At 48.1% G+C, this 23,714-nt stretch carries 21 protein-coding genes and 1 pseudogene; 5 read left to right on the forward strand and 17 right to left on the reverse strand.

The window, feature by feature from the left end; translation table 11 throughout:
- Nucleotides 1-89 precede the first annotated feature (89 nt).
- From MHB49_RS33020 to MHB49_RS33050, 7 genes are all read right to left on the reverse strand, one after another.
- Nucleotides 90-1,181, reverse strand: a complete 1,092-nt coding sequence (locus tag MHB49_RS33020; RefSeq protein WP_405154425.1) for a pectinesterase family protein — start codon at nucleotides 1,179-1,181, stop codon at nucleotides 90-92.
- Nucleotides 1,178-2,290 carry a glycoside hydrolase family 105 protein gene (locus tag MHB49_RS33025; RefSeq protein WP_405154426.1) on the reverse strand — a complete coding sequence of 371 codons (1,113 nt, stop codon included), beginning with the start codon at nucleotides 2,288-2,290 and terminating at the stop codon, nucleotides 1,178-1,180. Before MHB49_RS33025 ends, MHB49_RS33020 begins: the two co-directional genes overlap by 4 nt.
- Before the next feature lie 55 nt (nucleotides 2,291-2,345).
- On the reverse strand, nucleotides 2,346-3,332 hold the full coding sequence (locus MHB49_RS33030) for a LacI family DNA-binding transcriptional regulator (protein WP_405154427.1): 987 nt from the start codon (nucleotides 3,330-3,332) through the stop codon (nucleotides 2,346-2,348).
- A 32-nt stretch (nucleotides 3,333-3,364) separates the two neighbouring features.
- A complete protein-coding gene (locus MHB49_RS33035; protein WP_405154428.1) occupies nucleotides 3,365-4,960 on the reverse strand; it encodes an extracellular solute-binding protein in 1,596 nt (531 codons plus the stop codon).
- A gap of 55 nt (nucleotides 4,961-5,015) precedes the next feature.
- A complete protein-coding gene (locus tag MHB49_RS33040; protein WP_192271830.1) occupies nucleotides 5,016-5,897 on the reverse strand; it encodes a carbohydrate ABC transporter permease in 882 nt (293 codons plus the stop codon).
- A gap of 29 nt (nucleotides 5,898-5,926) precedes the next feature.
- Entirely contained in the window at nucleotides 5,927-6,844 is a 918-nt protein-coding gene (locus tag MHB49_RS33045) for an ABC transporter permease (protein WP_405154429.1), read from the reverse strand.
- A 474-nt stretch (nucleotides 6,845-7,318) separates the two neighbouring features.
- Nucleotides 7,319-8,209, reverse strand: coding sequence for a helix-turn-helix domain-containing protein (locus MHB49_RS33050; protein WP_405154430.1), 891 nt, complete (start codon nucleotides 8,207-8,209; stop codon nucleotides 7,319-7,321).
- Between the two features lie 117 nt (nucleotides 8,210-8,326).
- On the opposite strand from MHB49_RS33050, the gene MHB49_RS33055 reads away from it, so the two are divergent.
- Nucleotides 8,327-9,553: an MFS transporter gene (locus MHB49_RS33055; protein WP_405154431.1), complete on the forward strand. Its 1,227-nt coding sequence runs from the start codon at nucleotides 8,327-8,329 to the stop codon at nucleotides 9,551-9,553.
- Nucleotides 9,554-9,633: 80 nt separating this feature from the next.
- Nucleotides 9,634-10,413 carry an ABC transporter ATP-binding protein gene (locus MHB49_RS33060; RefSeq protein ID WP_405154432.1) on the forward strand — a complete coding sequence of 260 codons (780 nt, stop codon included), beginning with the start codon at nucleotides 9,634-9,636 and terminating at the stop codon, nucleotides 10,411-10,413.
- A 330-nt stretch (nucleotides 10,414-10,743) separates the two neighbouring features.
- Here MHB49_RS33060 and MHB49_RS33065 read toward each other — a convergent pair.
- The 7 genes and pseudogenes from MHB49_RS33065 to MHB49_RS33095 form a co-directional block, all read right to left on the reverse strand.
- A pseudogene (locus MHB49_RS33065) lies at nucleotides 10,744-11,492 on the reverse strand (class I SAM-dependent DNA methyltransferase).
- A 167-nt stretch (nucleotides 11,493-11,659) separates the two neighbouring features.
- Nucleotides 11,660-12,208 (reverse strand): hypothetical protein, encoded by a 549-nt coding sequence (locus MHB49_RS33070; protein WP_405154433.1) that lies wholly within the window; start codon nucleotides 12,206-12,208, stop codon nucleotides 11,660-11,662.
- Between the two features lie 203 nt (nucleotides 12,209-12,411).
- A complete protein-coding gene (locus tag MHB49_RS33075; RefSeq protein ID WP_247899921.1) occupies nucleotides 12,412-13,707 on the reverse strand; it encodes a glycosyltransferase family 2 protein in 1,296 nt (431 codons plus the stop codon).
- Nucleotides 13,700-13,843, reverse strand: a complete 144-nt coding sequence (locus tag MHB49_RS33080; RefSeq protein WP_247899922.1) for a hypothetical protein — start codon at nucleotides 13,841-13,843, stop codon at nucleotides 13,700-13,702. The genes MHB49_RS33075 and MHB49_RS33080 overlap by 8 nt, the downstream gene beginning before the upstream one ends.
- Nucleotides 13,844-13,869: 26 nt before the next feature.
- Complete coding sequence (locus tag MHB49_RS33085; protein ID WP_405154434.1) at nucleotides 13,870-14,745, reverse strand: diguanylate cyclase domain-containing protein; 876 nt, start codon at nucleotides 14,743-14,745, stop codon at nucleotides 13,870-13,872.
- A gap of 111 nt (nucleotides 14,746-14,856) precedes the next feature.
- Nucleotides 14,857-16,080 (reverse strand): glycosyl hydrolase family 8, encoded by a 1,224-nt coding sequence (locus MHB49_RS33090; RefSeq protein ID WP_405154435.1) that lies wholly within the window; start codon nucleotides 16,078-16,080, stop codon nucleotides 14,857-14,859.
- Nucleotides 16,077-16,517, reverse strand: a complete 441-nt coding sequence (locus tag MHB49_RS33095) for a MarR family winged helix-turn-helix transcriptional regulator (RefSeq protein ID WP_247903356.1) — start codon at nucleotides 16,515-16,517, stop codon at nucleotides 16,077-16,079. The genes MHB49_RS33090 and MHB49_RS33095 overlap by 4 nt, the downstream gene beginning before the upstream one ends.
- A gap of 210 nt (nucleotides 16,518-16,727) precedes the next feature.
- Here MHB49_RS33095 and MHB49_RS33100 point away from each other — a divergent pair, with 210 nt between their 5' ends.
- On the forward strand, nucleotides 16,728-17,168 hold the full coding sequence (locus MHB49_RS33100; protein ID WP_405154436.1) for a GNAT family N-acetyltransferase: 441 nt from the start codon (nucleotides 16,728-16,730) through the stop codon (nucleotides 17,166-17,168).
- Between the two features lie 454 nt (nucleotides 17,169-17,622).
- Here MHB49_RS33100 and rlmN read toward each other — a convergent pair whose 3' ends face one another.
- Together rlmN and MHB49_RS33110 are read right to left on the reverse strand one after the other, a co-directional pair.
- A complete protein-coding gene (gene rlmN, locus MHB49_RS33105; protein ID WP_405154437.1) occupies nucleotides 17,623-18,717 on the reverse strand; it encodes a 23S rRNA (adenine(2503)-C(2))-methyltransferase RlmN in 1,095 nt (364 codons plus the stop codon).
- Nucleotides 18,718-18,893: 176 nt separating this feature from the next.
- Complete coding sequence (locus tag MHB49_RS33110) at nucleotides 18,894-20,258, reverse strand: sodium-dependent transporter (RefSeq protein WP_405154438.1); 1,365 nt, start codon at nucleotides 20,256-20,258, stop codon at nucleotides 18,894-18,896.
- A 397-nt stretch (nucleotides 20,259-20,655) separates the two neighbouring features.
- On the opposite strand from MHB49_RS33110, the gene MHB49_RS33115 reads away from it, so the two are divergent.
- A complete protein-coding gene (locus tag MHB49_RS33115) occupies nucleotides 20,656-22,005 on the forward strand; it encodes a hypothetical protein (protein ID WP_405154439.1) in 1,350 nt (449 codons plus the stop codon).
- Nucleotides 22,006-22,079: 74 nt separating this feature from the next.
- Here the strand turns inward: MHB49_RS33115 and greA are convergent, their stop codons facing one another.
- Complete coding sequence (gene greA / locus MHB49_RS33120; protein ID WP_063565893.1) at nucleotides 22,080-22,556, reverse strand: transcription elongation factor GreA; 477 nt, start codon at nucleotides 22,554-22,556, stop codon at nucleotides 22,080-22,082.
- A gap of 238 nt (nucleotides 22,557-22,794) precedes the next feature.
- Between greA and MHB49_RS33125 the strand changes: the two genes are divergently transcribed.
- Complete coding sequence (locus MHB49_RS33125; protein ID WP_405154440.1) at nucleotides 22,795-23,667, forward strand: arylamine N-acetyltransferase; 873 nt, start codon at nucleotides 22,795-22,797, stop codon at nucleotides 23,665-23,667.
- Nucleotides 23,668-23,714 lie beyond the last annotated feature (47 nt).

Here is a 23,714-nt window from a genome sequence, read left to right on the forward strand (position 1 = left end):
ATACCGCACAAAAAAGGCCATCTACCAAGCCACTAAGAGACTTGATAGACAGCCTTTATTTATTTTCAGCTTATTAATTAACGGATGAATTACCAGGTTTGTTTTAAATTCGAGGAGACCCGTTCAAATGACAGCATACCTTCGAAAGGCTGCCACCCATCCTCGCCGGATAAAATAACAGACACCGTATAATTAGCCACTTCCTGGTCATTGAGTGTTCTCGCCCATGGGACCCGCCCCATTGCAATTTCAGCCCCAGGTCCGGCACTGTTATATTCGGCGTACACAACCGTTGCTTCCGCATCGGTCTTGTTCCAATTATGCCAGCCCTCCTGTTTCACATGCGCCCCCATCCAGCAGTTCAGGAAGCAGACTTTGGCATGATTACGCCACGGTCTGCCCAGATATACGGACTGAGCGGGGGCATTGCTGGTCAGGTCACAATCGATAAACACATAGCCGTAACGTGCATCCTCTGGTGTAGAGGCCGCCGTAATCCAGCCGTTCACCTCGCCTTCCGAGGCAGCAACATCGCTCAACCGATTTTTTGCAAAGATCTCACACCCCTGAAACACCGCCGTAGCCGAGCCAAAAATAAAATCGACATCGCCCTCAATGTAACAGTGCTCATAATATTGGCGCAGCTTCCGCCGCTCGGCCCCGTCACGCGGCCCCCCAAAGAAGCTCCGGTCCATCGGCTGCTCGGGCAGCGGTCCGGTAAAGATCGTATCCTGGTGTCCTATAAATCTGCAATGTCGGAAAGCTGCCCGATCCCCATCCACGTATACAGCCAACGCCTGGCCGACCTCACGACCGGGTCCAGCTGAGTTCTCAAAGGAAAGCCCCTCTGCTGTAAAATCATCGGCTCCGATAAACGCCGTATACGAATGAAAGGTATGATATAACTCCCCGTTCGGGAATTTCTTGAGCGCATAATCACCATACGTGATGATCGTCTGATCAGCTCCCGAACCAACGAGGTGAACCATCGGTTTCTCGATGTGCAGTTTTTCAACATAGGTGCCTGGCTTTATACGAATCATATACTTTTCAGTGCAGTCGGCCGGAATCGCATCAATGGCAGCCTGAATCGTGGGAAAATCGCCGCTTCCGTCCGCAGCAACCAGATATGCATTCTTGCCCAGATTCAGCTCAGCGTCTTGTGACATAGGGTTGTTCATGGCAATCGCTCCATTTCCAGCGCAGCCAGCAAGAGTGGTGCCATGCCCATGAACGAGTCACTCACAATCTGCTCGCCGACATAATAACTGTATGAGCCATCCCGATCCAGACTGAGCCCTGCCCCATGACAGATCGCGTTCAGCTGCACGCCTTCCTCCGTTTCCTTCACCAAACGGGATGTCAGTCCTTGCCACCCCTTCTCTGCGGCCTGCCTGAAATGAGGCTCCAGGTAACGCAAGCGAACACCCTTCGCCATGGCGTACACAAACATGCTTGAACCGGAAGCTTCCAGATAATTGCCCTTGCGGAATCCCTGATCCAGCACCTGGAACCAAAGTCCGCTCTCCTGCTCCTGTACCCGTACCAAGGCGTGACACATGCGCTCAAAGATACCAATGATTGTTCCCCGTTTCGGATGATGAATCGGGAAGTGCTCCAGACTATCCACGATCGCCATCGCATACCAGCCCATCGCCCGGCTCCAGAAATGTGCGGAACATCCGGTTACGGAGTCGGCCCAGATCTGCTCCTTCGATTCATCCCAGCCATGATAGAGCAGACCTGTGCGCGGATCACGCGTCTTGCGTTCGATTAGCAAAATCTGATGAGCCACTTCATCCCACAGATCAGGCCGATCGAACGTCCTGGCATATTGCGCCAGGAATGGAGACGACATATACAATCCATCCAGCCACATCTGGAACGGATAGATTTTTTTGTGCCAGAATCCACCTTCCGACGTTCGGGGCTGTCCTGCGAGCTGGACTGCGAGCAGATGCGCGGCTTCAGCATATCGCTGATCCCCGGCGGTATCCAGCAGTTCGAACAGGTTCTTGCCCTGATTGATCTGATCCAGGTTGTACTCTTCAAGGGAATACGTTCCGATGGAACCGTCCTCCTGAACATACAGGTCCATATGTCTTTTCATAAAAGACACATACTCGTCCCTGCCATATTGCTTGCCGGTGCGGGCCATTGCCATTAGCGTCATCCCCTGAACATATGCCCAACGTTCCGAAGGAAACACATGATAGCCCTTATCATCACATTGCTGAACGATCGTTTCCGCGATTCGCTCCGACCAGGATAATTGCGTTTGTACCTGCATAAAAGAACCCTCCTTGGACCTTAAATGTTGGTTGTACTCAGCCGATCATTAACGATCATTGGTGCTCAGACACTCGCTGCCGGCAAATTGCCGTCGAATGGCGATGATTCAACTTCGGCTGAATGACGACCGGATAATCCACCTGCTCATCACGAATGAGCGATACGATCAACTCTGCTGCCTGTGCTGCAAGTTCGTCCAGCGGTGGGCCGATCGTAGTCAATGCCACCTCGGCATACTGCATATCTGGCAGATCATCGTAACCGATTAACGAAATATCATTCGGCACATTGTAGCCTGCTTCCAGCAAAGCCCGCAGTGCACCTCGTGTTACCAGGTTGTTCAAGCCAATAAAAGCCGTTGGCGAATCCGATTCAAACGTGTACTGCCGAATGGCAAAATAACCATCCTCCCAGGAGGAATGTGCAGGCAGCACATGGCGGTGGTCAAATTCAAGTCCTGTGCGCTGCAACGCTTCCCGATACCCTTCAAGCTTGATATTTTGGGAGTTGCCAATGAAACCAATCCGGTGATGTCCCAGTGATTTCAGATGCTCAACCGCTTTGTATATGCCCTCTTTCCGGTCAATCTTGATGTAAGGGGAATTCGGGGCTTCATCTGTACCAAGCACAAAACATGGCATATTGAGTGTCGCAAACTTTTTCCAGAAGGCATCCCGATTGTCCAGCGCATAATCCCACAGAATACATCCATCCACACGCAGCTGGCTAAAGACATCCAGCCCATCATCGGCGACGACCAATATCATCTGGTATCCCCGCTTCTTCAACTCTGTGTGCAGATTGCCCGATATATTCGAGAACAACGGATTGCTCAGTTCATCAAGAACAAAACCGATAATGTTGCTTCTGCCGGTGGAAAGCTGCTGAGCCATAATATTTTTTCGATATTGATGCTTCTCCGCCACCGCAAGCACCTTCTGACGCGTCGCCGGTTTGATGCGGGGATCACCGTTGAGCGCCTTGGATACCGTACTGTAGCTCACTCCAGCCAGTTTGGCGATGTCCTTAATGGTTATCAAAATCAATCCACACCTCTCAACTCTTGGGAAGCTTATTGCTGCGCAGCCTTATACCGGTCGTATTGCGCCTGTCTGCCGGCAATAACCTGCTCAATGTTCATTTTCTTCAAAGTCTCCATATAGCTGTCAAACTGATCCAGACTGGTATCTCCGCTTATAAATTTGAAGTTCATCTCTTCCACATACGTCGTAATATCCGGCATGGACATGCTCTCTACACTCGCTTCATCCGGCAGAGCATATACAAATGGGAACGGCTCGTGGATGTAAGGCTCCAATTCCTTGTCGAGCTTGGCATGCCATTCGGCCACAACGGAATCCGCCGAATCCGTAGACTGAATGTTTGGCAGATTCACGGGACCAATGCCGAGTTTCTGGATATAGTCATTGTCCTTACCTTTGTCCGTAAATGTCTTCACGCCATTCTCTTCGGTATACGTATCATCCTTGATTCCCCACGTATAATACGTCTGCGCTTCCTCACTCACCGCATAATCCAGGAAGCGGAAAGCGAGCTCCGGATTTTGGCTGTCCTTGGAGATTCCAAAAATTCCGCTCACCGGTGTACGTCCAATATAGAACTGGTCGCCATGCGGTCCTTTCAGTGGCAGAATGCCTTTGAAGATGGGCTCCGCCGGATCATAATCCTTGAACAGCGGGCTGTAGACCATCGACATGTACCAGCTAAAATTAAACGTAGCTCCGGTTACATCCTGCGAGATGCGGGAGGTCACCTGATCACTTGTGGTACTGGCGTAGTCCACCCCGAGCAGGCCTTCTTTGTACAGCCCATTCAGGTATGTCAGATATTCCTTGTAGGCAGGCTCATAATAGCTGAAATGCACCTTACCCTGGTCATCCGCATAGAACTGATTGGACAGATCAAGGCCAAAAGCAGGACCAAATGCCATCGGCACAAACTTGGATTCCATGGACAACGGTATTTCATCCGCTTTGCCGTTACCGTTCGGGTCGTCTGTCTTGAATTTGCGCAGCATCGCTGTGAACTCATCCAGTGTTGTAGGTTCGTTCAGTCCCAGCTTCTTCAACCAGCGTTCATTCACCATGAACACTGGCATGTAGTTTTTCGTAAGCGTTTGCTGCGGAACATAATACATTTTACCATCTGGCGTCGTTAAACTGGCTTTGACGGATGGGGATTTGTCGTATATTTTTTTGAGATTCACACCATACTTCTCCACCAGGTCATTCAGCGGAATAAACAGACCACTGTTAATGTATTTCATGAGCTGATCCTGATCGGGCAGATAAACAATATCCGGCAATCCCGTTCCGGCCGCAAGCCTTGGGTTCACCGCATCCGCGTAGTTCTGCGGCGGAATGAGATCCCAATCGACCGTTACCCCGGCATTGCTCTCAATTTTCTTCACAATCTCGGCAGTAGAGAGATCCACGTTGGTCGTCCAGGCGTTGGTCCCGAGAATCGATAGCTTGGCATCTTTCTGGTCAGTTACCGGACCTGCTCCTGTGTAGTTGAACGCTGGCTCCGAGCTTGGTGAAGCACTTCCCTTGTCGCCTCCTGCTCCTGTACTGCTGCTGCATCCGGCGAGACTGATAGCAAGAATCACCGCGAGAACACTTTTTCTTCCGGCCCCTCTGATTATCATCCGTTATTCCTCCTTGTTATGAACAACCTTGGGTAAAGCATGGTGATCAATAAGGCTATCCTTTCACGGCTCCGAGGGTAATCCCCTTGACGAAGTACCGCTGGATAAAAGGGTAGATTGTAACGATGGGCAGAATGCTGACCACAATCGACACATACCGAACCTGAAGGGTGGACACCGCGAGCGCGCCCGTGGTCATCGTGCCACCCATTTTTTGCATGACCTCCGGTGATGCCATGATCAGCACCCTGCGCAGGAACATCTGCAAGGGCTGCATATCCTGCTTGCCCAGATAGAGCAGGGCTGAGAAGAAGTTGTTCCAGTGGAACACAGCGTAATACAACGTCAGCACGGCCAGCGTTGGCTTGATGATGGGTACCGCCAGCCGATATAGCATTGTCAGTTCGTTCGCTCCGTCTATGCTTGCACTTTCGAAGATTTCATTCGGAATACCCTCGAAGGCTGAGCGGCAGATCATAACGTTGAATGTAATGACCAGGACGGGCAGCACCATGACCCAGCGGGTGTTATATAGCCCCAGTGACGTAATCAGCATGTAGACCGGGATGAGTCCGCCCGAGAAATACATGGTGAAGGCGATGAAAAAGTTCAGCTTTCTACGCAGGAAAAATTGTTGTCTGGATAACGGAAATGCAGCGAGGCACGTAGCTACAATATTCAGCAGTGTGCCTATAACGGTGTACCACAGGGTGTTATAGAAGGACACCCACAGCTCTCGGTACTGCAGCACCATCTTGTACCCGGACAAGGTGAATCCTACCGGCCACAACGCGACCTTTTGTTTGTCGATTGCATCAACCGAGCTGAATGATACGCTGATGACGTACAAAAAAGGATATAACGTAACGACAACTGCCAATATGGTCAGCAGGTAGACAAATCCGTAGAATAACCGGTCACTTCTCGATTTTTGCATACAGGTCTCCTTTGGGTCGGGATATGGTCTTACCAGAGTGACATCTTGGTCAGACGCCGGGTCATCGTATTAGCCGCGAATACAAGCACAAAAGTGATGATGGAATTGAACAGGCCAACCGCTGTCGCGAATCCGTAGTTCTGTCCTTCAATCCCCATCCGGTACACGTAGGTGGATAACACGTCTGCGGTCTCATAGGTAGCACCGTTATAGAGCAGATATACTTTCTCGAAGCCTACGCTCATAATGCCGCCAAGCGACAGGAGCAGCAGGATGACGATCGTTGGTTTGATACTGGGAAGTGTCAGGTGCCATAGCTCCTGGAATTTGTTGACGCCGTCGATTTTGCCGGAATCGTACATTTCGGGGTCAATGCCCATAATGGCTGCAATGTAGATGATGGAGCTGAACCCAAAGCTCTGCCAAATATCGGAGCTGGTGAATATCGTTCGGAACCATCCGGCATCCATCATGAAGTTGACTTTATCCATACCGAGCTTGGCAATCAGGGTGTTCACGATCCCGTCCGTGGGTGACAGGAAGTTAATGATCATGCCCGCGACCACGACGGTGGAGATGAAATGCGGAAGGTAGGTGACAGTCTGGGCGAACCGTTTGAACGCCTGATTCTTGATCTCCACAATACAGACGGCGAACAGAATGGGAATGGAGAAGCCGAACAGGAGTGGCAGAAAGGCAAGTAAAAACGTGTTGCGCAGCAGCCTCCAGAAGTAAATGGAGTTCACGAACTGATCAAACCACCTTAGGCCCACCCATTCACCACTGAACATTCCCTGCCCGGGCATGAAATTGCGGAAGGCCAGCAGCATGCCCGGCATGGGAACATACATGAAGATGACATAATACAGAAAAATGGGTGAGAACATCAGCAGCAAATACTTATCTCGTTTGATCAAGCTGAGCAGCGTGGACATGCGACTTTTCATTTCATAGCACTCCCCTTAAATCAAAATTACAACGTTTGAATTTTTGAACATGGACATGCCACTCCATGCAAAATCCGGTGAGATCTGATTACATAAAAATTCCATCAATTTCATTTATGGATAGAATATTGAGACAAATAAGAAACAATTGAATACGTAGATGTAAACACAAAATCATAATTACAACGTTGTAATTTTTCTTTAAATGTATACGCTTACATAAACTATTTTTCCCATCTTAGCAAAGTCGATTGAATTTGGCAACAACAAAAATCAGTGTTTGTCTGCAAAGATATCTGCATTGTTTTGAGGGTCAGGGAGAATTGTTAGCGGGCAAAAAAGGCACGAAAAAAGGGCCATGAACGTATTGCTCCCGTTCTGCCCGGCTCATGTACTGCCCTCGCCAGCGTTCTGGCGCAGCGCAGGATTGTTTTACTTTTGAAACGTGTACCCGTTCTTCAACCTCTTCGGATTCTACATCTGGTTCCGATACTCCATCGGTGTTACACCCGTCACGCGCTGGAATGCCCTGTAGAACTGACTGACATTGGAGAACCCCAGCCCAAAGCTGATGGTGGTCACAGAATCTGTTGTATGGCGCAGTCGTCGTTTGGCTTCCTCCACACGCAAATTCAGCACGTACTGATACGGCGTTGAACCTGTCAGTGCCTTGAAGGAACGCATAAAATGATATCTGCTCTGGTGTGCAACGGCCGCCATGGATTCAATATCCATTGGACTTGTATAGTCACTGTGTATATACTCCAGCACTCGCAGCATATGGGGATCAATGAGTGCACCGCGGCTGCTTGTACGCTGAAGCAGATTCTGGAGCTGCTCGTTAACCAGGGTCGCGTCCGCACTTCCTATCCCACCCATTCCTGTGGCTGCCAGTGTCGGTTTACTCCCATTCTGTTGACCAGACAGTATCCGTCCAAGATATGTCTCCACCGCAAGCTCCGTTTCCTGTATCTGTAATGGTTCCGGCGCATCATCCAACAAAACGGCGTTCCATCCTCGAAACAGTCTGCTGATCTCAGCCGGATCGAAAGTTTGTGTGGTCCGAAATTCAGTCTGCGTCCCTAGTCGATCTGAATTCTCCAGGCCGCCAACTGGCGGATTACGAAACTTGATCACGATAACCGCGGAGTCCGATCCAATCTCGAAAAAGTGCTCCATCCGGGGATGCGCAATAATCCCCAGCCCTGCTTGCAAAGGATAAGCTTGTTGTTCCTGCACCAGATGACACTCGCCTCTTACAGGCAGCGTTACCTGATACCAGTCATCATGTACATGGGGTTCATTGGCGAATCCGCCAGAAGCCTTCCACAATTCCAATCCATTCAGCATTATGTTTAATTCCATCGTTTCCTCACCTGCTGACATTATAGCAAATCGTGCTCACTTTCCAAGCACTTTTCACAAAGACAATATCTGTTTGTATCTTTTATCATGGAAAAAAATAATTCGAGGTGATCTCCCGTGGTTCAAGCCGCTGTAAGCAAAATGCAAATCAATCACTCCGCCAATTGGGCACTTGCCGGGGTTAGCTTCGCCCATCTGCTGAATGATGCGATGCAGACCGTGGTTCCGTCTGCTTTTCCGCTGTTCCAGCAAACGATGCAGCTCAGTTTCGCCCAGATGGGCTGGATTGCCTTCACATTGAATATTACCGCATCAGTCCTACAGCCGCTGGTCGGTTATATGTCTGATCGCAAACCGATGCCGATCCTGCTGCCTGGCGGCATGTTATTCTCCCTGATCGGTGTTCTCGGCTTTGCCTTGTCTTCGGAATTATGGATGCTGCTTGTCTCCGCAGCATTGATTGGCATAGGTTCCTCCATTCTCCATCCTGAATCCTCACGTGTCGCCCATCTGGCGGCTGGTCGCGGACGCGGAATGGCTCAGTCCATCTTCCAGGTCGGTGGCAATACAGGTCAGGCCCTCGCCCCGCTGCTGGTTGCCTTTATCCTGCTTCCGCATGGACAGCTTAGCTTTCTGTGGCTAATGGCCTTTGCCCTGATCGGAATCATTATCCAGTCTTCGGTTAGCCGCTGGTACAGAGACAAATTGGCTGACGATCACAGCCGTCAGCAGCAGCCTGTACAGGCTAATGGCACCGTGCAGCCTGCTGCCCAGCCTGTAAGTCGGGGATTTATCGCTTTTACAATGGGTATCCTCATCCTGCTGCTGTTTTCCAAATTCGTGTATATTGCCGGTATGACCGGATACTATGCTTTTTATTACGCCGATACGTATAACCTGCCTCTTTCGCAGGCCCAGATCTGCCTGTTTGTTCTGCAATTTGCGGGTATGGTTGGAACCTTGATCGGCGGCCCGCTGGCTGACCGTTATGGACGTAAACCGATGATCTGGTTCTCCATTGCAGGTACTGCACCGTTTTCACTACTGCTCCCTTATGCGGGACCGGTCTTATCCATGATATTGTGCGGCATGATCGGTTTAATTCTGATGTCCGGCTTCAGTGTCATCATTGTCTACGCACAGGAATTGCTGCCGCGTCACATCGGGACGGTATCGGGATTGTTCTTCGGTCTGTCATTTGGCATGGCAGGACTTGGGTCGGTTGTGCTCGGTTCCCTGATTGATGTGACCAGTATTTCATTCGTCATCAAGCTATGTTCCTTTTTGCCGCTGCTCGGGGTGTGTGCTGTATTCCTGCGTCGGGATCGGCCAAGAAACGCCTAATATGCATTGAAACGTCAGTCGTTTTGTGACTACAATAAGAATCATGAAGACAGAGGCTAAACAGAAGGAAGGAATAATCCATGATCATTGATGTACAGCATGTTACCTGGCAAAGGGGACCGATCACCCTGCTGAACGATGTCAGCTGGCGTGTAAACGAAGGCGAACACTGGGCACTGCTTGGCCTGAATGGTTCCGGCAAAACCACACTCTTGAACATGATCACCGGATATCTCTGGCCAACAGAAGGTACGATATCCGTGCTTGGACACCGTTACGGGGATGTGGATTTGCGCGAACTGCGGAAGTCAATCGGCTGGGTCAGCTCCTCCCTTCAGGAAAAATTGTATGGTACCGACCGCACACAGTATGTCGTAATCAGTGGCAAACACGCCACCATCGGGCTGTACGATAAAATGTCAGACGAGGATCTGGACCAGGCAAAGGAACTGATGCGTACCCTCGGCTGTCAGCATCTGTGGGATCGCGAGTATCGTACCTGTTCCCAGGGGGAGAAACAGAAGCTGCTCATTGCCAGAGCCCTGATGGCTAACCCGCGTGTACTGATTCTGGACGAGCCCTGTAATGGCCTCGATCTGTTCTCCAGAGAGCGGCTGCTGGAAAGCATCAGTGAGCTGACGCAGAAGCCGGACACCCCTTCGCTCATCTACGTAACTCATCATACCGAGGAAATATTGCCTGTATTTAGTCACAGCCTCTTGCTCCGTCGGGGTGAGATCGTGAACAGCGGATTAACCAGCGAGTTGATGAACAGAGACGTATTGAGTAACTTTTTTGAATCACCTGTGGATGTGGATCGGCATGGAGAACGTGTCTATGTCAGAGCATCGGGAAAATAATTTTCTATATCTATATAAATTGAATTGAACTAAACATTTACACGATAACGGAGAGGACAGAAATAACCTGAAGAAGCGGAGCTAAAAGCTTTCTGAAAGAAAGCTGCATCGGAAGCATACACCTCGCCTTTATCCCCGGATTTTCCCCTTTAAATAAGGGATTCAATAAATCTGGGGATAACAGCGATCGGAAGGTTGTTCTGTCATCGGAGTGGTAAGTGTAAATATTCTTTAGTTCAATTTATCTATTCACAATCCGAACAGTCGAAACAGCCCAAAAATCTTATCCACATGTGGACAGGTTTTTGGGCTGTTATACTATATAATGAATTATCCACAGTTTTCTGTGTATGATTTCCGGGCAGACAGGAATAAAAACAACGGAATGCGCTGTCTGCGCAGATACGTCTCCTCGTTCACAAAATGCTGACGCTGAGGCGCCGACTCCCGCAGATGCTGTACTTGAAATCCTGCCTTTTGCAATGCCATGTAATAGGCTTCGATGGAGCGATGCATTTTTTTCACCGTGCCTCCAAGCCATTGCTGCTCTCGAAATCCCTCCACAAAATATTGATCGACGACCCAGTTAGTTCGGACCCCTGATGGCTGCAATGTTGACGTGATCACAGGATGTTCTACCGAAAATATGAATGTTCCATTTTCTTTTAACGTGTGGTATACCTTGCGGAACAGGCTATCCACATCCTCAATATAATGAATCGCCAGTCTGGAGATGACCAGATCATAGGTATCCGCGGGGTAGCTCCAGTCTTCCATATACGCTTGCTCAATCTGTGCGTTCTGGCCCTTTATCGATTCATTGGCAGCCAGAATCATATTCAATGAACCTTCGACTCCGGTATAACTACCACCATGGTGGCCAGGCCCAGCAGTTCTGCTCCGAACCTCGCATCCCCACAGCCGAGATCCAATATGCTCTTGCCCCCAACGTCTCCGATCAACTCCAGCATTACAGGCTTTTCCAGTGTATCGTTGGCATTCTCCTGCCATTGCCGGCGTTCCATATACTTCTCGAAATTAGCTTCATCCTCGTAAAAATCCGATCCCCGTTCGCTCATTGCGCAACCCTCCATTACTGTGATGAAGTTCAGCTCTCCTATTCAGCCTGGAAGATTATACATCTTTGGAGGCTATAGTTGGAACCCTTGCCTGATTCAACCTCAGTAGACCTGAAACCAAAAAAGTACAGCGAGCGCTATCTTGGCGCCGCACTGTACTTCCTTTTTTATAGAAAAGCATGGATCAGGAACAATACAGCAAAAGCGAGACCCGATCTCAGATGCCACTGCCGATCCAGCTTCTTGTAACGGAAAAACCCAGCAATCGGAACAGGAAGCAGAGCAATCCCAGCGAGCAAACCCGTAATATGGTTAAAGTCCAGCTTAAAATCGAACAAAAAGGCTCCGACCACATGAAGCGCAATCAAACCCATCGCAACCATGGCAACCGGGACGTGTACTCGCCGGGCTATACCCAGCAGCTTTACAGCCAGCTTCCTGATTCCCGCCCAGGCGTCAAGCCACTTTCGTTTTATCACAAACAGGATCACGTAATATGCCAGCACAACAAACAGCAAGATTCGGGCTTGAGAGCCATAAACCTTATACGCCTCGCTGATGTGATGGTCGTTCCAGTTTGTTGTACTGTTATACAGATGAATTAAACTCCACAGACCGTAAGCCAAAATAACTACGGTCAGCACCAGACTGAACCCTATCCATTTGCGGTCTTTTTGAGGAATATAACCCCTCTTCTTCACGGCTGACTTGTTCATGATCACTGTCCCTTCCCCTTTACGATGAATGGTTCATCCCTGTTGCTGAGAAGTATAGCACCTATTTCTGTGAATTCAGTTAAAGAATGAGTCCTTCCCCTATCAGGGATCGAATGTAACGAAATTTAACCTCTCTGGCATTATAAGAACAGGCGGCTCTGCTTTGCAGAACCGCCTGGCTCGTGGTTGGTCAAGTAGCTTGCTCAGCCAAAGCGCTGTGTTTTGTACCATTTTGTTTCTCTGCGAAACAGTTTATCCCCAATGAGAGAAATAAATGCCTTAACGGAGATGACCAGAAACAACTGGGCATACGTGAAATAGGAAAGGCAGGCCACAATAAAGTTCTGTGTATTACTCTGACCAATATCTGCCGAGAGCGCAAGATTAATCTGGAGCACGTAAATGTAATACATGAGTGCCCATGCAATAACAAGATACACATATACATCCCCAGAGAACTGGAAGGGAGAAATGACATTAGGATTAAATAATGCAATAACCTGGTATACAAGATTCGAGACAAAAATAATATCTGATACGATAATTGCGATCATAAACCAGAAATAACTTGCTGCATAATACAGAACATGCAGTTTAATTCTCCAACTTGTGCGGTCAAAAAGATGCTTCACATTATCGATAACAACCTGATAATTCCCCTTGGACCAGCGCTGTCGCTGTTTCATGTATACCCGGAGTTGCTCCGGCTCCTGTTGATAGGCCTCTGCTTGTGGTGCTAATGCAATAAGCTGACCACGGGTAAGAATATCAAACGATACCGCCGTATCTTCTGTAATCGCATCAGGGTCCCAGCCACCAATCTCACGGATTAAAGCTGCCTTGATAATATAGTTCGTACCGGGAATCGTACCAAGTTTGAATAACTCCCATAAGCCTGTATGGTGGACACGCTGAACCGTTACTAGCTCCAGATTGATACAACGCGAGAGGAAATTCTGACCGCGGTTGCGAGCCTTGTTGCGTCCAAACACAGCACCATGCTTCTCAGGGTTTTCCAGCGCTTTTTGCGTGAGGAACATTAATGCATTTCGCTCAGGTGCTGCATCAGCATCATATATACATATCCATTCGCCCCAAGCAAGTTCGAGACCGTCATTCAATGCTCCAGACTTACCACCTGTACCAGTACGCTCTAGAATCGTAAAATCCCGTTCTGCATAACTCGTCTTGGCCTTGAGCTCCTTCAGGCGCTCTGCTGTATCATCGGTACAATTATCTGCAATAACAATGACTTGTACTTTATGCTCAGGGTAATTCAGACGCAGTATGTGCTCCACTGTAGAAACGATGACTACCCCTTCATTATGCGCAGGCACCATGACGGTTACCGTTGGGTAATGATCCATACTCTCTGGAATATGAATCCCTTTTTTTTCTTGTTTATTAATGAATCGAATAGCTCCGGCCATAATGACAATCGATTCGGTAACCGATATCCAAATACTGAGGATGGACATCAGCAGCAGGAAATCAGCCATTCAACTTCCTCCGATCGTATTTCCTGTTGATTTTCCCTCGAAAACGCAGCGTCGCAACGGTTAAGATAAGGATCGTAACGATAAAGAAAATGCTGACCACAATACACAGCGGAACAAACCAGGTTAAATAATTCACAGGGCTACGCCTCCCTCCCACTGCATCTAGATGTATTCTCCAATGAGATCTGTCTCTGTGTTCCGTTCCAGTGCGGCAATTACAGCATCAATATCCTCATACTTGCCGAATTGCTCCTTCTGGAATACCAGTGCACCGGATCGAATAACCGTCTGTAGTTCATTTCCCTTTTTATCAATCATCTGCAGGTCCATCATCGCTTTTTTGATCCGCTCTGTAAGGACTGGCAAATACTCCACATCGGTCATCGGGCAAATGATCACAAACCGTCCCCGGTCCACAAAAAACTTATAATCCTCATATCTGATTTGTTTTTGGATGGTATTCGACAACTCGAGCAGAAACTGCGCATATCGTACGGAACCAAGTGATTCCAGCACCAGCGGCAAGAATTCAATCTTGAACATGGCCATACTGAACCCATATTGCTCCGAATAACGTCTGGCGAGATTGCTTTGCTTGATGACCGTATCGGCAAGTGCTTCCTTGTTGCCCAGGGTTGTGTCCAGATCAATCTCCGGATTACGATCCTGCAATTCCTGCAGACGTTCCATGACACGCGCGTTGCGCACGAGACTGGCCTTAATAAAGGCGGCTACAGCTACATTGGCCGGGATCAGCAACCACCATGAGAACGTAAGCACATTCACATCCGCGTAGGTAACAAGCCATACAAAATAAGAGACCAGATATACAAATCCGGCGACGACAGATACTCCGACAGGTATCACAAAACCAAGAACCAGCGCTCCGAGCGACACGATGCTGAACACAACATCAAGTGCCGTATAGCTCTGATTCATATAAATTTTAAGATAGACAACGAGTTGCTGGATCACGGCTAATCCGATCAAACTGGCATATCCCCATGCAATACGTTGAATAGGTGCTTTATTCCTCATAATTTCCTTCTCTCCAGCAGATTTTGGTGATGCTCCCAGGCATTCCGCCAAATCATGACACAATTAGACAGATATATACTATCACATTCATCCCCATATAAAATTACAGAATTAATACTTTTCAAGGAACTTATTTAATTCTGTCTCGCCAAGCAGAGGAAACAGATTGTCAAACATATGTGTATTCCCATCAAATACATACCCTCCTGGATAAGCTTTATCTAGATTACGCAGGGTGATCATATGGTTATACAGCTGCTGGGCCCATTTTGGATCACCCGATTGAACAGCGAGCAGGATAGCGAGTCCATAAACGGATGGAGATTCGTAGGATACCGCAGGGGTTCGCTCCGAGCGTTTATATTGACCCGGCAACCGATGACGGGTATTGAATTCTTTTTTCAGAAAGGTAATGAGCTTGTCCGGTTTCCGGCCGATTACCGTAAGATGATTAGCCACAATCAACTGGTCAATCAGGTTGATCGTGTCATCATATGTATATTTTTTCGTTTCGACATTAAAGGTTTTAGGATAAAACAAGCCGTCATTCGGCATGCCTTTCAGCAGTGATTCGTATTTAGCATAGGTTCCAGGCTCCAGCATCTCATGCTGTTCCATCGCCTGGAGAGCCCGCAGGTCAACATAAACCAGGCTTAATGTAGCCGTATCGGGGGTGTTTCCATGGGCGAAATCGTGAAAATCAACATAATATCCCTTGTTCTGAACGGATTGTGTCAGGGTACGAACAATCTCCGACGCTATGGTCAGCTTCTCTTCCCGACTCTGTCCCCATTGATCTGCTGCCTTCAATAAAGCATCGACAATTCGAAAATCATCACCAAGCGCATTGGTAGTCACATGTGATGCCCCGTTCGCGTCCAGTTTCCAGGCAATGTAGTTTTGTGGCATCAGAAAATAGGTCGTTAACTGATCATAAGCCTGCTCAAATAACACCTGATCGTTCTTGGCGACAGCGTATTGCATCCACAGACCAAGAGATTCAGACAACGCCTCTCGGCCTGCCACGATATCTTCATCTTCTGACGGAGCATCCTGGAGATACGTTGCCAGTGTTCCATTGGGGTTGGTCATATGATTCTGGACAAAAGAGACTGTTGGAGATGGATCATTCATGACAAATCGCTCCTTTATGAAAATAATCCATGCTGCTGCAATGCCCACTACCAGTATGACCAGCCATACCCGTCTTTTCCGATTCATAATCTGCATGCTGTCCTCCCGCGTTGTTTCAACTTTCGAATCACTACTCTTCTCCTTGAGAGAGGGCTGGCTAAGTTCTGGAATGTAAGGATCAAGGGTAGAGGTATGTTTCATTCAGAATGATCCATATATGGCCGGCGGCCGCCCTTTTTGACGAATTTCCAATCCACCTCGATATTGTGGCGCATACGGCGCAGCAGATTAACAGCTGTCTCAATCTCCTCTTCCGTCAAACCATCCAGCGTCACCTGATCGGAATGGACACCCTCCCTGCGAATGAATTCCCAGGCTTCAAGACCAGCATCCGTCGGATATAACAGCTTATTCTTTTTATTACCCATTGCCGACTGTTTGACGACAAATCCGTCCGATTCCAGTTTGCTGATGGCTCTGGCCGCCGTTGTACGATCAACTTTAATTAATTCGGCGAGCTGGTTGGGAATAATGCCGGGATTCTCGCAGATCCGATAAAGATACAAATACTGTCCACGTGACAAGTTTAGATGTTGGAATTCAACGTTGCTGATTGAGTCCAAACAGCGGGCAATCATGCCGATTTCACGTAATACTTCTTTTTTTTCAGTCAATGTATTCACTCTCCCAATATAATTGTTGCATTCGCAACATAATTGATGATATAACTGAATTGAAATCCGTTTAAATTTTAACCATGATAACATATGGAACAGGTATACGTTCATGCTATCTACCAGTTTACCATGTCAGAATAGAATTACTATTGACCAAAGGAGAACCATTCAATGAATACAACTATTGTTGATGCTACTAACCAGGAATTGCTCGACGCCTGCTTCGCCATTCGTACCGCCATTTTTGTTGAAGAGCAAGGCGTACCGTCTGAGGATGAATTCGATGCCTATGATGCTCTGGATACAGAAGCAAAGCATATTCTTCTCTACGTAGACGGAGTCCCTGCTGCTTCTTCCAGACTGCGTGTAGTTGAGAATGTTGCCAAATTGGAGCGAATCTGCGTGATGCTTGATTACCGAAAACACGGACTTGGTCGTGTACTGATCGATAAGCTGGAGCAGATGGCACTCGCTCAAGGGCTCGAGAAGGCCAAGCTGCATGCACAGGTACAAGCCTCCGGGTTCTACGAACGTCTTGGATACACGGCAGCCTCGGACGTATTTATGGAAGACGGCATCCCCCATCTGCTGATGACCAAGAAACTGAAATAATTTTGAAAAAAGCAAAGAGCATCCTCAAAGGTCAGGAAACCACGACTTGGGGATGCTCTTTTGAGTTCTAAGGAACCCAGCAAGCGATATATAGGGAGATTCATCCCATTTGGAAATGTAACGGATCGCGCACACCTTATTTTCTCTCTAACAGCCTAAAATGCACCTTCTTATGCGGCTTTTACTGCAATAACGTGGCTGACATTCGTTAGAATTTCTAATTCGTGTAATTTGCCACAATAAGGTGCGGTGTGTTCGTTAAATGTAGCGCCTAGCGCCACATTGGAAAGATGTCTAGCAAATGTGTACTGCTAACGAGCGGGTACCTCGGTACTTTGACCTGTCCGAAATCAAAAAAACTCGCGCCACCCCATACGCGGATGGGCGACGCGAGTTGCAGGAGTTTCGCCACACGCAGAAGCCATACGCTAACCGAGCGTTGGCTCTTGCATCCTTATCCCAAAGCCAAACGGCCTGGCTGAGATTCAGCGGCGTTATTTTTCATCTGTTTACTGCGCAATTGTCCGCAGGCTGCATCGATATCGGTACCATGTTCCATGCGTACAGTAGCGTTAATGTTGTTCTTTTTCAATGTATCATAGAAGCCCAGAATAGACTCTTCCGTACTCCGTTGATACTGACTGTGCTCATCCACCGGATTATACGGAATCAGGTTGATACTGACCATACTCTTGCGGCTGGACAACAGTTCAGCCAGTTCGGCCGCATGTTCACGCTGATCGTTAACGTCCCGAAGCAAAATATACTCAAACATAATACGCTTGTTCGTCGTAGCCAGGTAATAATCCACCGCGTCCATCAATTGTTCAATCGGGAAGGCCCGGTTGATCTTCATGATCTGTGTCCGCAGTTCGTTATTTGGTGCGTGCAGGGAGATCGCCAGATTAACCTGCAGATTGCTGTCTGCAAATTCTTTGATCTTGTCAGGCAGCCCACTCGTGGATACAGTGATCCGTTTGGCTGCAAGCGCGAGTCCTTTACGATGCTTGATCACTTCGATGAAGTCAGTCATGTTCTGGAAATTGTCAAACGGCTCGCCAATTCCCATCACGACTACGTTAGTTACCCGCTCGCCCTGACCATCTGCATCAAGATACTGTTGTACATGCATAATCTGTTCCACAATCTCACCACCGGACAGATCGCGGCTCTTCTTGATCAGCCCGCTCGCGCAGAAGCTGCAGCCAATGTTACATCCCACTTGAGTGGTTACACAGACAGTGAGACCATATTTTTGGCGCATTAAAACTGTTTCAATCAGATTGCCGTCCTGCATGCGGAGCAGAAATTTGACCGTACCGTCAGCCGATTCCTGCTTCACATGTTCACTCAGTGAGTTCATCGTGAAATGCTCGGAGATGACATCCAGACATTCTTGGCGCACGTCCGTCATCTCAGCAAAATCGTTCACACGCTCCTGATATAACCATTCCCAGATACGGGAGGCACGGGATTTCTTCTGTCCGTGCTCTGGCAGCCAGTCACGTAGTTGCTCTAATGTTAATCCATATATGGATGATTTAATCATGTTATTGTCCTCTTTTCGCAAAAAGCATATGGCTCATCGGTCTATCGAAAAAACCTCTACTCTGTATTGTCCCAAAATTGACGAGGGAACACAAGGGCTTTTGCATTTCTTCCAAGAGGTTTTATCAATGGCAAATCTGCACAGCAACTTACTTCTCCACTTCCATTCCCATCCATTTAGAAGTGAATAATACCGGAGGTATGCAGCAGAACCAGAAGCACCAGAATTGGCGCTACATAACGCAGCATGAACAGCCATACACGGAACCAGCCTGCACGCAGGCCGGATGCTTCGGCAGCCTTTTTCCAGAAGTATCCGGCAAAAATAGTAACCAGCAATCCACCAATCGGAAGTAAAATGTTGGACGCTACAAAGTCCATCCAGTCGAACACACTCTTCGAGCCAATGGTCCATTCAGGGAACAAGCCAAGCGACAATACCGAAGGAAGCCCAACGATGAAAACAGCAAGTGAAATGGTCCATACCGCGCGGCTTCGGCCCCAGGACAATCTCTCCATGAAATATTTCACCGGAACTTCCAGCAAGGATACCGCCGACGTTAATGCAGCAATCGCCAGAAGCACGAAGAACAACCCGCCAAACACAAAGCCCAGCGGCATAGCCGAGAAGGCTGCCGGAAGAGCTATAAAGATCAGCGACGGACCCTGATCGGGTGCAATTCCGAAGGAAAAGGTCGTTGGGAATATGATCAGACCTGCAATGAACGCATAGATCAGGTCACCCGCACCGACAGCAACGGTTGCTGCACCGAGTGATTGATTTTTATCAACATATGAACCGTATGTCACGAGAATACCCATACCCAGCGATAGGGAGAAGAAGGCATGTCCAAGCGCAACCAGCGCAGATTCGGTCGTAAGCTGCGAGAAGTCCGGATTCAGGAAGAAGGAAACGCCCGCACCAGCTCCTGGCAAAGTCACTGCACGAACCATCAGGATAATGAGCAGAACCAGCATCGCCGGAATCAGCACTTTGTTAAACTTCTCAATTCCGTTTGATACCCCTTTGGCTACGATCCAGCCTGTAATCAGAACTGAAATCAGCTGCCACACAATCGGCATATAACCGCCTACAAAGTCACCAAATTGCCCAGCATAATCCGGATTGTTATACAGCGTACCGCTGAATGATGTCACTGCATATTGCAGCGTCCATCCTGCAATGATGACATAAAAGGAAAGAATGATAAATGGCGTCAATACTTGCAGCAAACCAGCCGCAAGCCACCCTTTTTGCCCGCCTGCCTTGATAAAGGCTGTTGCCGCGCTGCCTCTGCCGCTGCGACCAATTGCAAGCTCAGCCAGCAACACGGGTAGACCAATCAACAGGAGACAGACGATAAAGAGCAGGAAAAACGCAGCGCCCCCGTTCTCTCCTGTAATATAAGGAAACTTCCACATGTTGCCGAGGCCCACTGAACTACCAATGGCAGCCAGAATGAATCCGGCCTGTGAGAAGCGTTCACCTTTGCCCGGTCCGTCTTGATTCAAATTTGAATTATTGGACTTACTGAAATTCATTATATCTACTCCATCTGTTCTAAGATTTTCCGTTATTATATAACAGTCATCCCCTCAGGTCATTCGAAAATCGAAATTAATCGAAATGTTATTTATTTACAGGAATGTTCATTTTAAATACGCTGCCCTTGCCTTCTTCGCTTAACAAAGCAAACAGCATGTGATATGTAGTCCACTGAACCTCCTAATATGCAGTATGTGATAAAAAAGTCTACGCCAACCCTGGCCTGTAATTTGGAAATTCCGTAGATGGCCGCAAACTCAACTTTCCCTTCACTGGTTTTCAGCAAACTTTAAGCTTCTGCAGGGGCGACGTCTGCCCAAAAATTCATCCCTTTTTCAGCTTGATCACCTATACTTGCATCAATCTCAATCGCCCATGCTGAGGAGGAGAAGGATGAACACACTGAGCTACAGAGTTCCAAACACCCGTTGGAACAGGCATTTCTGGCTGTATGCTGCTCTAATTTTTACTGGCGGTCTTTTGCTGCGTTTGTACCTTGGAACACAATTCAGGGGTTATATCGGAGATCAGTCCCTGTTCGTCGATTGGATGAATGCCGTCCACCAATACGGCGTTCGTGAATCATACCTGTATGGAAAAGATCAGAACTATCCTCCCTTATTTATCTTCATACTGGGTTTGTACCGCTGGATACTCGATGGATTTGGCGTAACCGCCTCAGCTGGCCATCTGTCCATGAAAATACTGCCTATCGCCTTCGATTTACTATCTATGGCTGTCTTGATCCCCTCATTCAAACAATTGAGCTCTGGTGCACGTCTGATACTGCTTGCAGTTCTAGCCTTCAATCCCGGTCTGCTGGTAGACAGTGCCATGTGGGGACAAATCGACATCCTGCACAGTACATTAATGGTGCTGTCAACCGTTCTGCTGCTAAGTAATCCTCTATTGGCAGGTGTATTGTTCTCCGTTGCCCTGCTGGCAAAGTTTCAGGCGATCGTCATTGCTCCGGTCATCGGTATTGTATTACTACGCCAGCTTGATCACAGGCAATATCGGGCCACGCTTCTATTTGTAGCAGGATTACTGATGGCTATTCTGCCTGTGCTTCTCTATTTTGCAGCAAACGGAACCCTCGGCACCATGATGACCAACGCCTACGGAAGCGCCGTTAATATGTACCCGCAGCTTTCGCTGAACGCCATGAATATCTGGTATCACCTGCTTGGTGATCCGGGAACCAGTGATGCTACGGTGTTGTTTGGCATAGTGACGTATAAAATGTTTGGTCTGCTGCTGCTTGCCATTGCCGTGATTGGAGTAGCAACCTATCTAATGCTGATTAAGGAAATTCGAATCTCATCTCTGCTCATTGCAGGGGCAGCGGTGAATCTCACCTTCTTTATGCTGCCAACGGAAATTCATGAGCGCTACAGCATACCTGCTTTGTTATTCTTGATTCTGATTCCGTTCTTTGAACGTAAATGGATGTACGCAGCAATCGCCTTCTCCCTGACGACCTACGTAAATATTGCCATGATTATGAGCACGGGTTCTGGTGGCGACTTTGGAGCCGAGGAAGGACAATCGCGCATCGGTGATGGGGCTGGTAACTTTGGCGGAGGACATAGAGCGAGCATCAGCATGCACGGTTCAGGACTGAGCAATGATTTGATGTATAACATAGGTATTTCCATTGCGATGATCCACATCGTGATCCTGCTCTGGGTTGTATATGCCATGACCCGTGAAGTTCTGGATGGACGAAAAAAACGGAGCTGAATATTATTTTGAAAGAATAAAAAAGAGGTGTTCCAGCACCCATTTCCATGGTTGCCAAAACACCTTTATTCCCATTAAATTTTAATTTCAAGCAACTCATATTTGATAATGCCCATCGGCGCATTGACATGAATGACACTGCCTACTTCTTTGCCCATCAGTTCTTTGCCAAGCGGGCTTTCGTACGATATTTTATTATCTGCAACATCCGCCTCGGCCGGACCAACCAGCATGTATTCAATCTTCTCGGCGAATTCAATATCATTCAGCAGAATGGTTGAGCCAATGCTTACTTTGTTCGAGTCGATATTGTCAGAAGTGATGACTCTTGCTTTGGTCAGCATTTTCTCCAGAATCAAAATGCGGGTTTCCATAAAAGCCTGATCATCTTTGGCTGAATGATACTCACTATTTTCCTTCAGGTCACCGTAACTGATCGCGAGTTTCAGACGCGCCGCCAGTTCCTTACGCTTCACCGTCTTTAATTCCCTCAGTTCGTCCTCCAGCTTTTCCAAGCCTTCCTGTGTCAAAATCACTTCATCATTAGCCATTTTTTCCATCTCCTAATCCTGCTTTCTATCTATATTCTAACCTATATCCACTCCAAACGGTTAACATACCAAGAAAAAGAAATAAGGCTCCCATTCATGGAAAGATGTGTATGTGTATCCATAGACTGTACCGGTACAATTAAAGCAAATCTGTGTATTCATTTCATCCGTTCACTTTTACAATGAATTCAGGGCAGCAGTTTATAACACACCCACTACATGACTCGAGGTGATCTGGATGAATGTTACATTGACTCCATCTGAAATACAGGCCTACCTGAAACGGATAGGCATTCAAGATATCAAGGAACCCACACTGGAATTCCTATCCGAAATCCAGCAGGCACATGTGCAGCATCTATCCTGGCAAACGGTCGATATTTTTGCAGGTCAGCCTGCGGGCATCGATCTTCAAGAATCGGTCCAGCTTATCTTGCAAGGCCGGAGCGGATACTGTTTTCATCTGAATGGCGCGTTCAGCGTCCTGCTTCGCTCTCTGGGATATACGGTGCATTGGCATCGTGCCGGAGTTCAGCCACATGGGGAGCAGCCACGTGTGAACTCGTTCCATCTCGGCCTGTCGGTCTCTTTGCCAGATGTATACCCGGATGTGGAACGATGGATTGTGGATGTTGGTCTGGGCGGCATGCCCTTTGAACCGATCCCTCTACGTTATGGAACCTACGGAGCGGCGCCATTTACCTATGCACTAATGCCTTCATCAGTTGCTCCTGGCGGATGGAGACTTGAATATGAGCCCAACGGGCCAAGTGAGGGTGTCGATTTCGCTCCCGAAGCGCTTACCAGCCTGGAAGAGTTCATTCCCAAGCATGAATTCTACAGCGAGTCAGCTGATTCGCCTTGGCATAACGCATTTTTGCTCCGTCAGAGAGATGCTCTCCAGAGCAACGAACTGCGTGGATGTATGCTCCGGACGCATGATCGTGAAGGCATTCGCAAAATGGAGATTCAAACCTACACCGAGTGGAAAGACGTATTGGCTGAGAAATTCCACGAACCGTTGGTGAATTACACGGAACTGGAACGCAAAGAATTGTGGGGCCGGATACAAGCAGCACATGAAGAATGGAAAAGAACACAGCAGGTATGAATCGGCACGGGAGACCCGAGAAACCGATGAATATAAAGGAAAGTGTG

The sequence above is a fragment of the Paenibacillus sp. FSL K6-0108 genome, from assembly GCF_045040695.1.
Classification (GTDB): Bacteria; Bacillota; Bacilli; order Paenibacillales; family Paenibacillaceae; genus Paenibacillus; species Paenibacillus pabuli_B.

What these genes read in the sequence shown, in the direction of transcription:
- MHB49_RS33020 (WP_405154425.1), bottom strand. Translation starts at nt 1,181, where the DNA reads ATGAACAACCCTATGTCACAAGACGCTGAGCTGAATCTGGGCAAGAAT.
- MHB49_RS33025 (WP_405154426.1), bottom strand. Translation starts at nt 2,290, where the DNA reads ATGCAGGTACAAACGCAATTATCCTGGTCGGAGCGAATCGCGGAAACG.
- MHB49_RS33035 (WP_405154428.1), bottom strand. Translation starts at nt 4,960, where the DNA reads ATGATAATCAGAGGGGCCGGAAGAAAAAGTGTTCTCGCGGTGATTCTT.
- MHB49_RS33040 (WP_192271830.1), bottom strand. Translation starts at nt 5,897, where the DNA reads ATGCAAAAATCGAGAAGTGACCGGTTATTCTACGGATTTGTCTACCTG.
- MHB49_RS33045 (WP_405154429.1), bottom strand. Translation starts at nt 6,844, where the DNA reads ATGAAAAGTCGCATGTCCACGCTGCTCAGCTTGATCAAACGAGATAAG.
- MHB49_RS33050 (WP_405154430.1), bottom strand. Translation starts at nt 8,209, where the DNA reads ATGGAATTAAACATAATGCTGAATGGATTGGAATTGTGGAAGGCTTCT.
- MHB49_RS33060 (WP_405154432.1), top strand. Translation starts at nt 9,634, where the DNA reads ATGATCATTGATGTACAGCATGTTACCTGGCAAAGGGGACCGATCACC.
- MHB49_RS33070 (WP_405154433.1), bottom strand. Translation starts at nt 12,208, where the DNA reads ATGAACAAGTCAGCCGTGAAGAAGAGGGGTTATATTCCTCAAAAAGAC.
- MHB49_RS33075 (WP_247899921.1), bottom strand. Translation starts at nt 13,707, where the DNA reads ATGGCTGATTTCCTGCTGCTGATGTCCATCCTCAGTATTTGGATATCG.
- MHB49_RS33085 (WP_405154434.1), bottom strand. Translation starts at nt 14,745, where the DNA reads ATGAGGAATAAAGCACCTATTCAACGTATTGCATGGGGATATGCCAGT.
- MHB49_RS33090 (WP_405154435.1), bottom strand. Translation starts at nt 16,080, where the DNA reads ATGAAACATACCTCTACCCTTGATCCTTACATTCCAGAACTTAGCCAG.
- MHB49_RS33095 (WP_247903356.1), bottom strand. Translation starts at nt 16,517, where the DNA reads ATGATTGCCCGCTGTTTGGACTCAATCAGCAACGTTGAATTCCAACAT.
- MHB49_RS33100 (WP_405154436.1), top strand. Translation starts at nt 16,728, where the DNA reads ATGAATACAACTATTGTTGATGCTACTAACCAGGAATTGCTCGACGCC.
- rlmN (WP_405154437.1), bottom strand. Translation starts at nt 18,717, where the DNA reads ATGATTAAATCATCCATATATGGATTAACATTAGAGCAACTACGTGAC.
- MHB49_RS33110 (WP_405154438.1), bottom strand. Translation starts at nt 20,258, where the DNA reads ATGAATTTCAGTAAGTCCAATAATTCAAATTTGAATCAAGACGGACCG.
- MHB49_RS33115 (WP_405154439.1), top strand. Translation starts at nt 20,656, where the DNA reads ATGAACACACTGAGCTACAGAGTTCCAAACACCCGTTGGAACAGGCAT.
- greA (WP_063565893.1), bottom strand. Translation starts at nt 22,556, where the DNA reads ATGGCTAATGATGAAGTGATTTTGACACAGGAAGGCTTGGAAAAGCTG.
- MHB49_RS33125 (WP_405154440.1), top strand. Translation starts at nt 22,795, where the DNA reads ATGAATGTTACATTGACTCCATCTGAAATACAGGCCTACCTGAAACGG.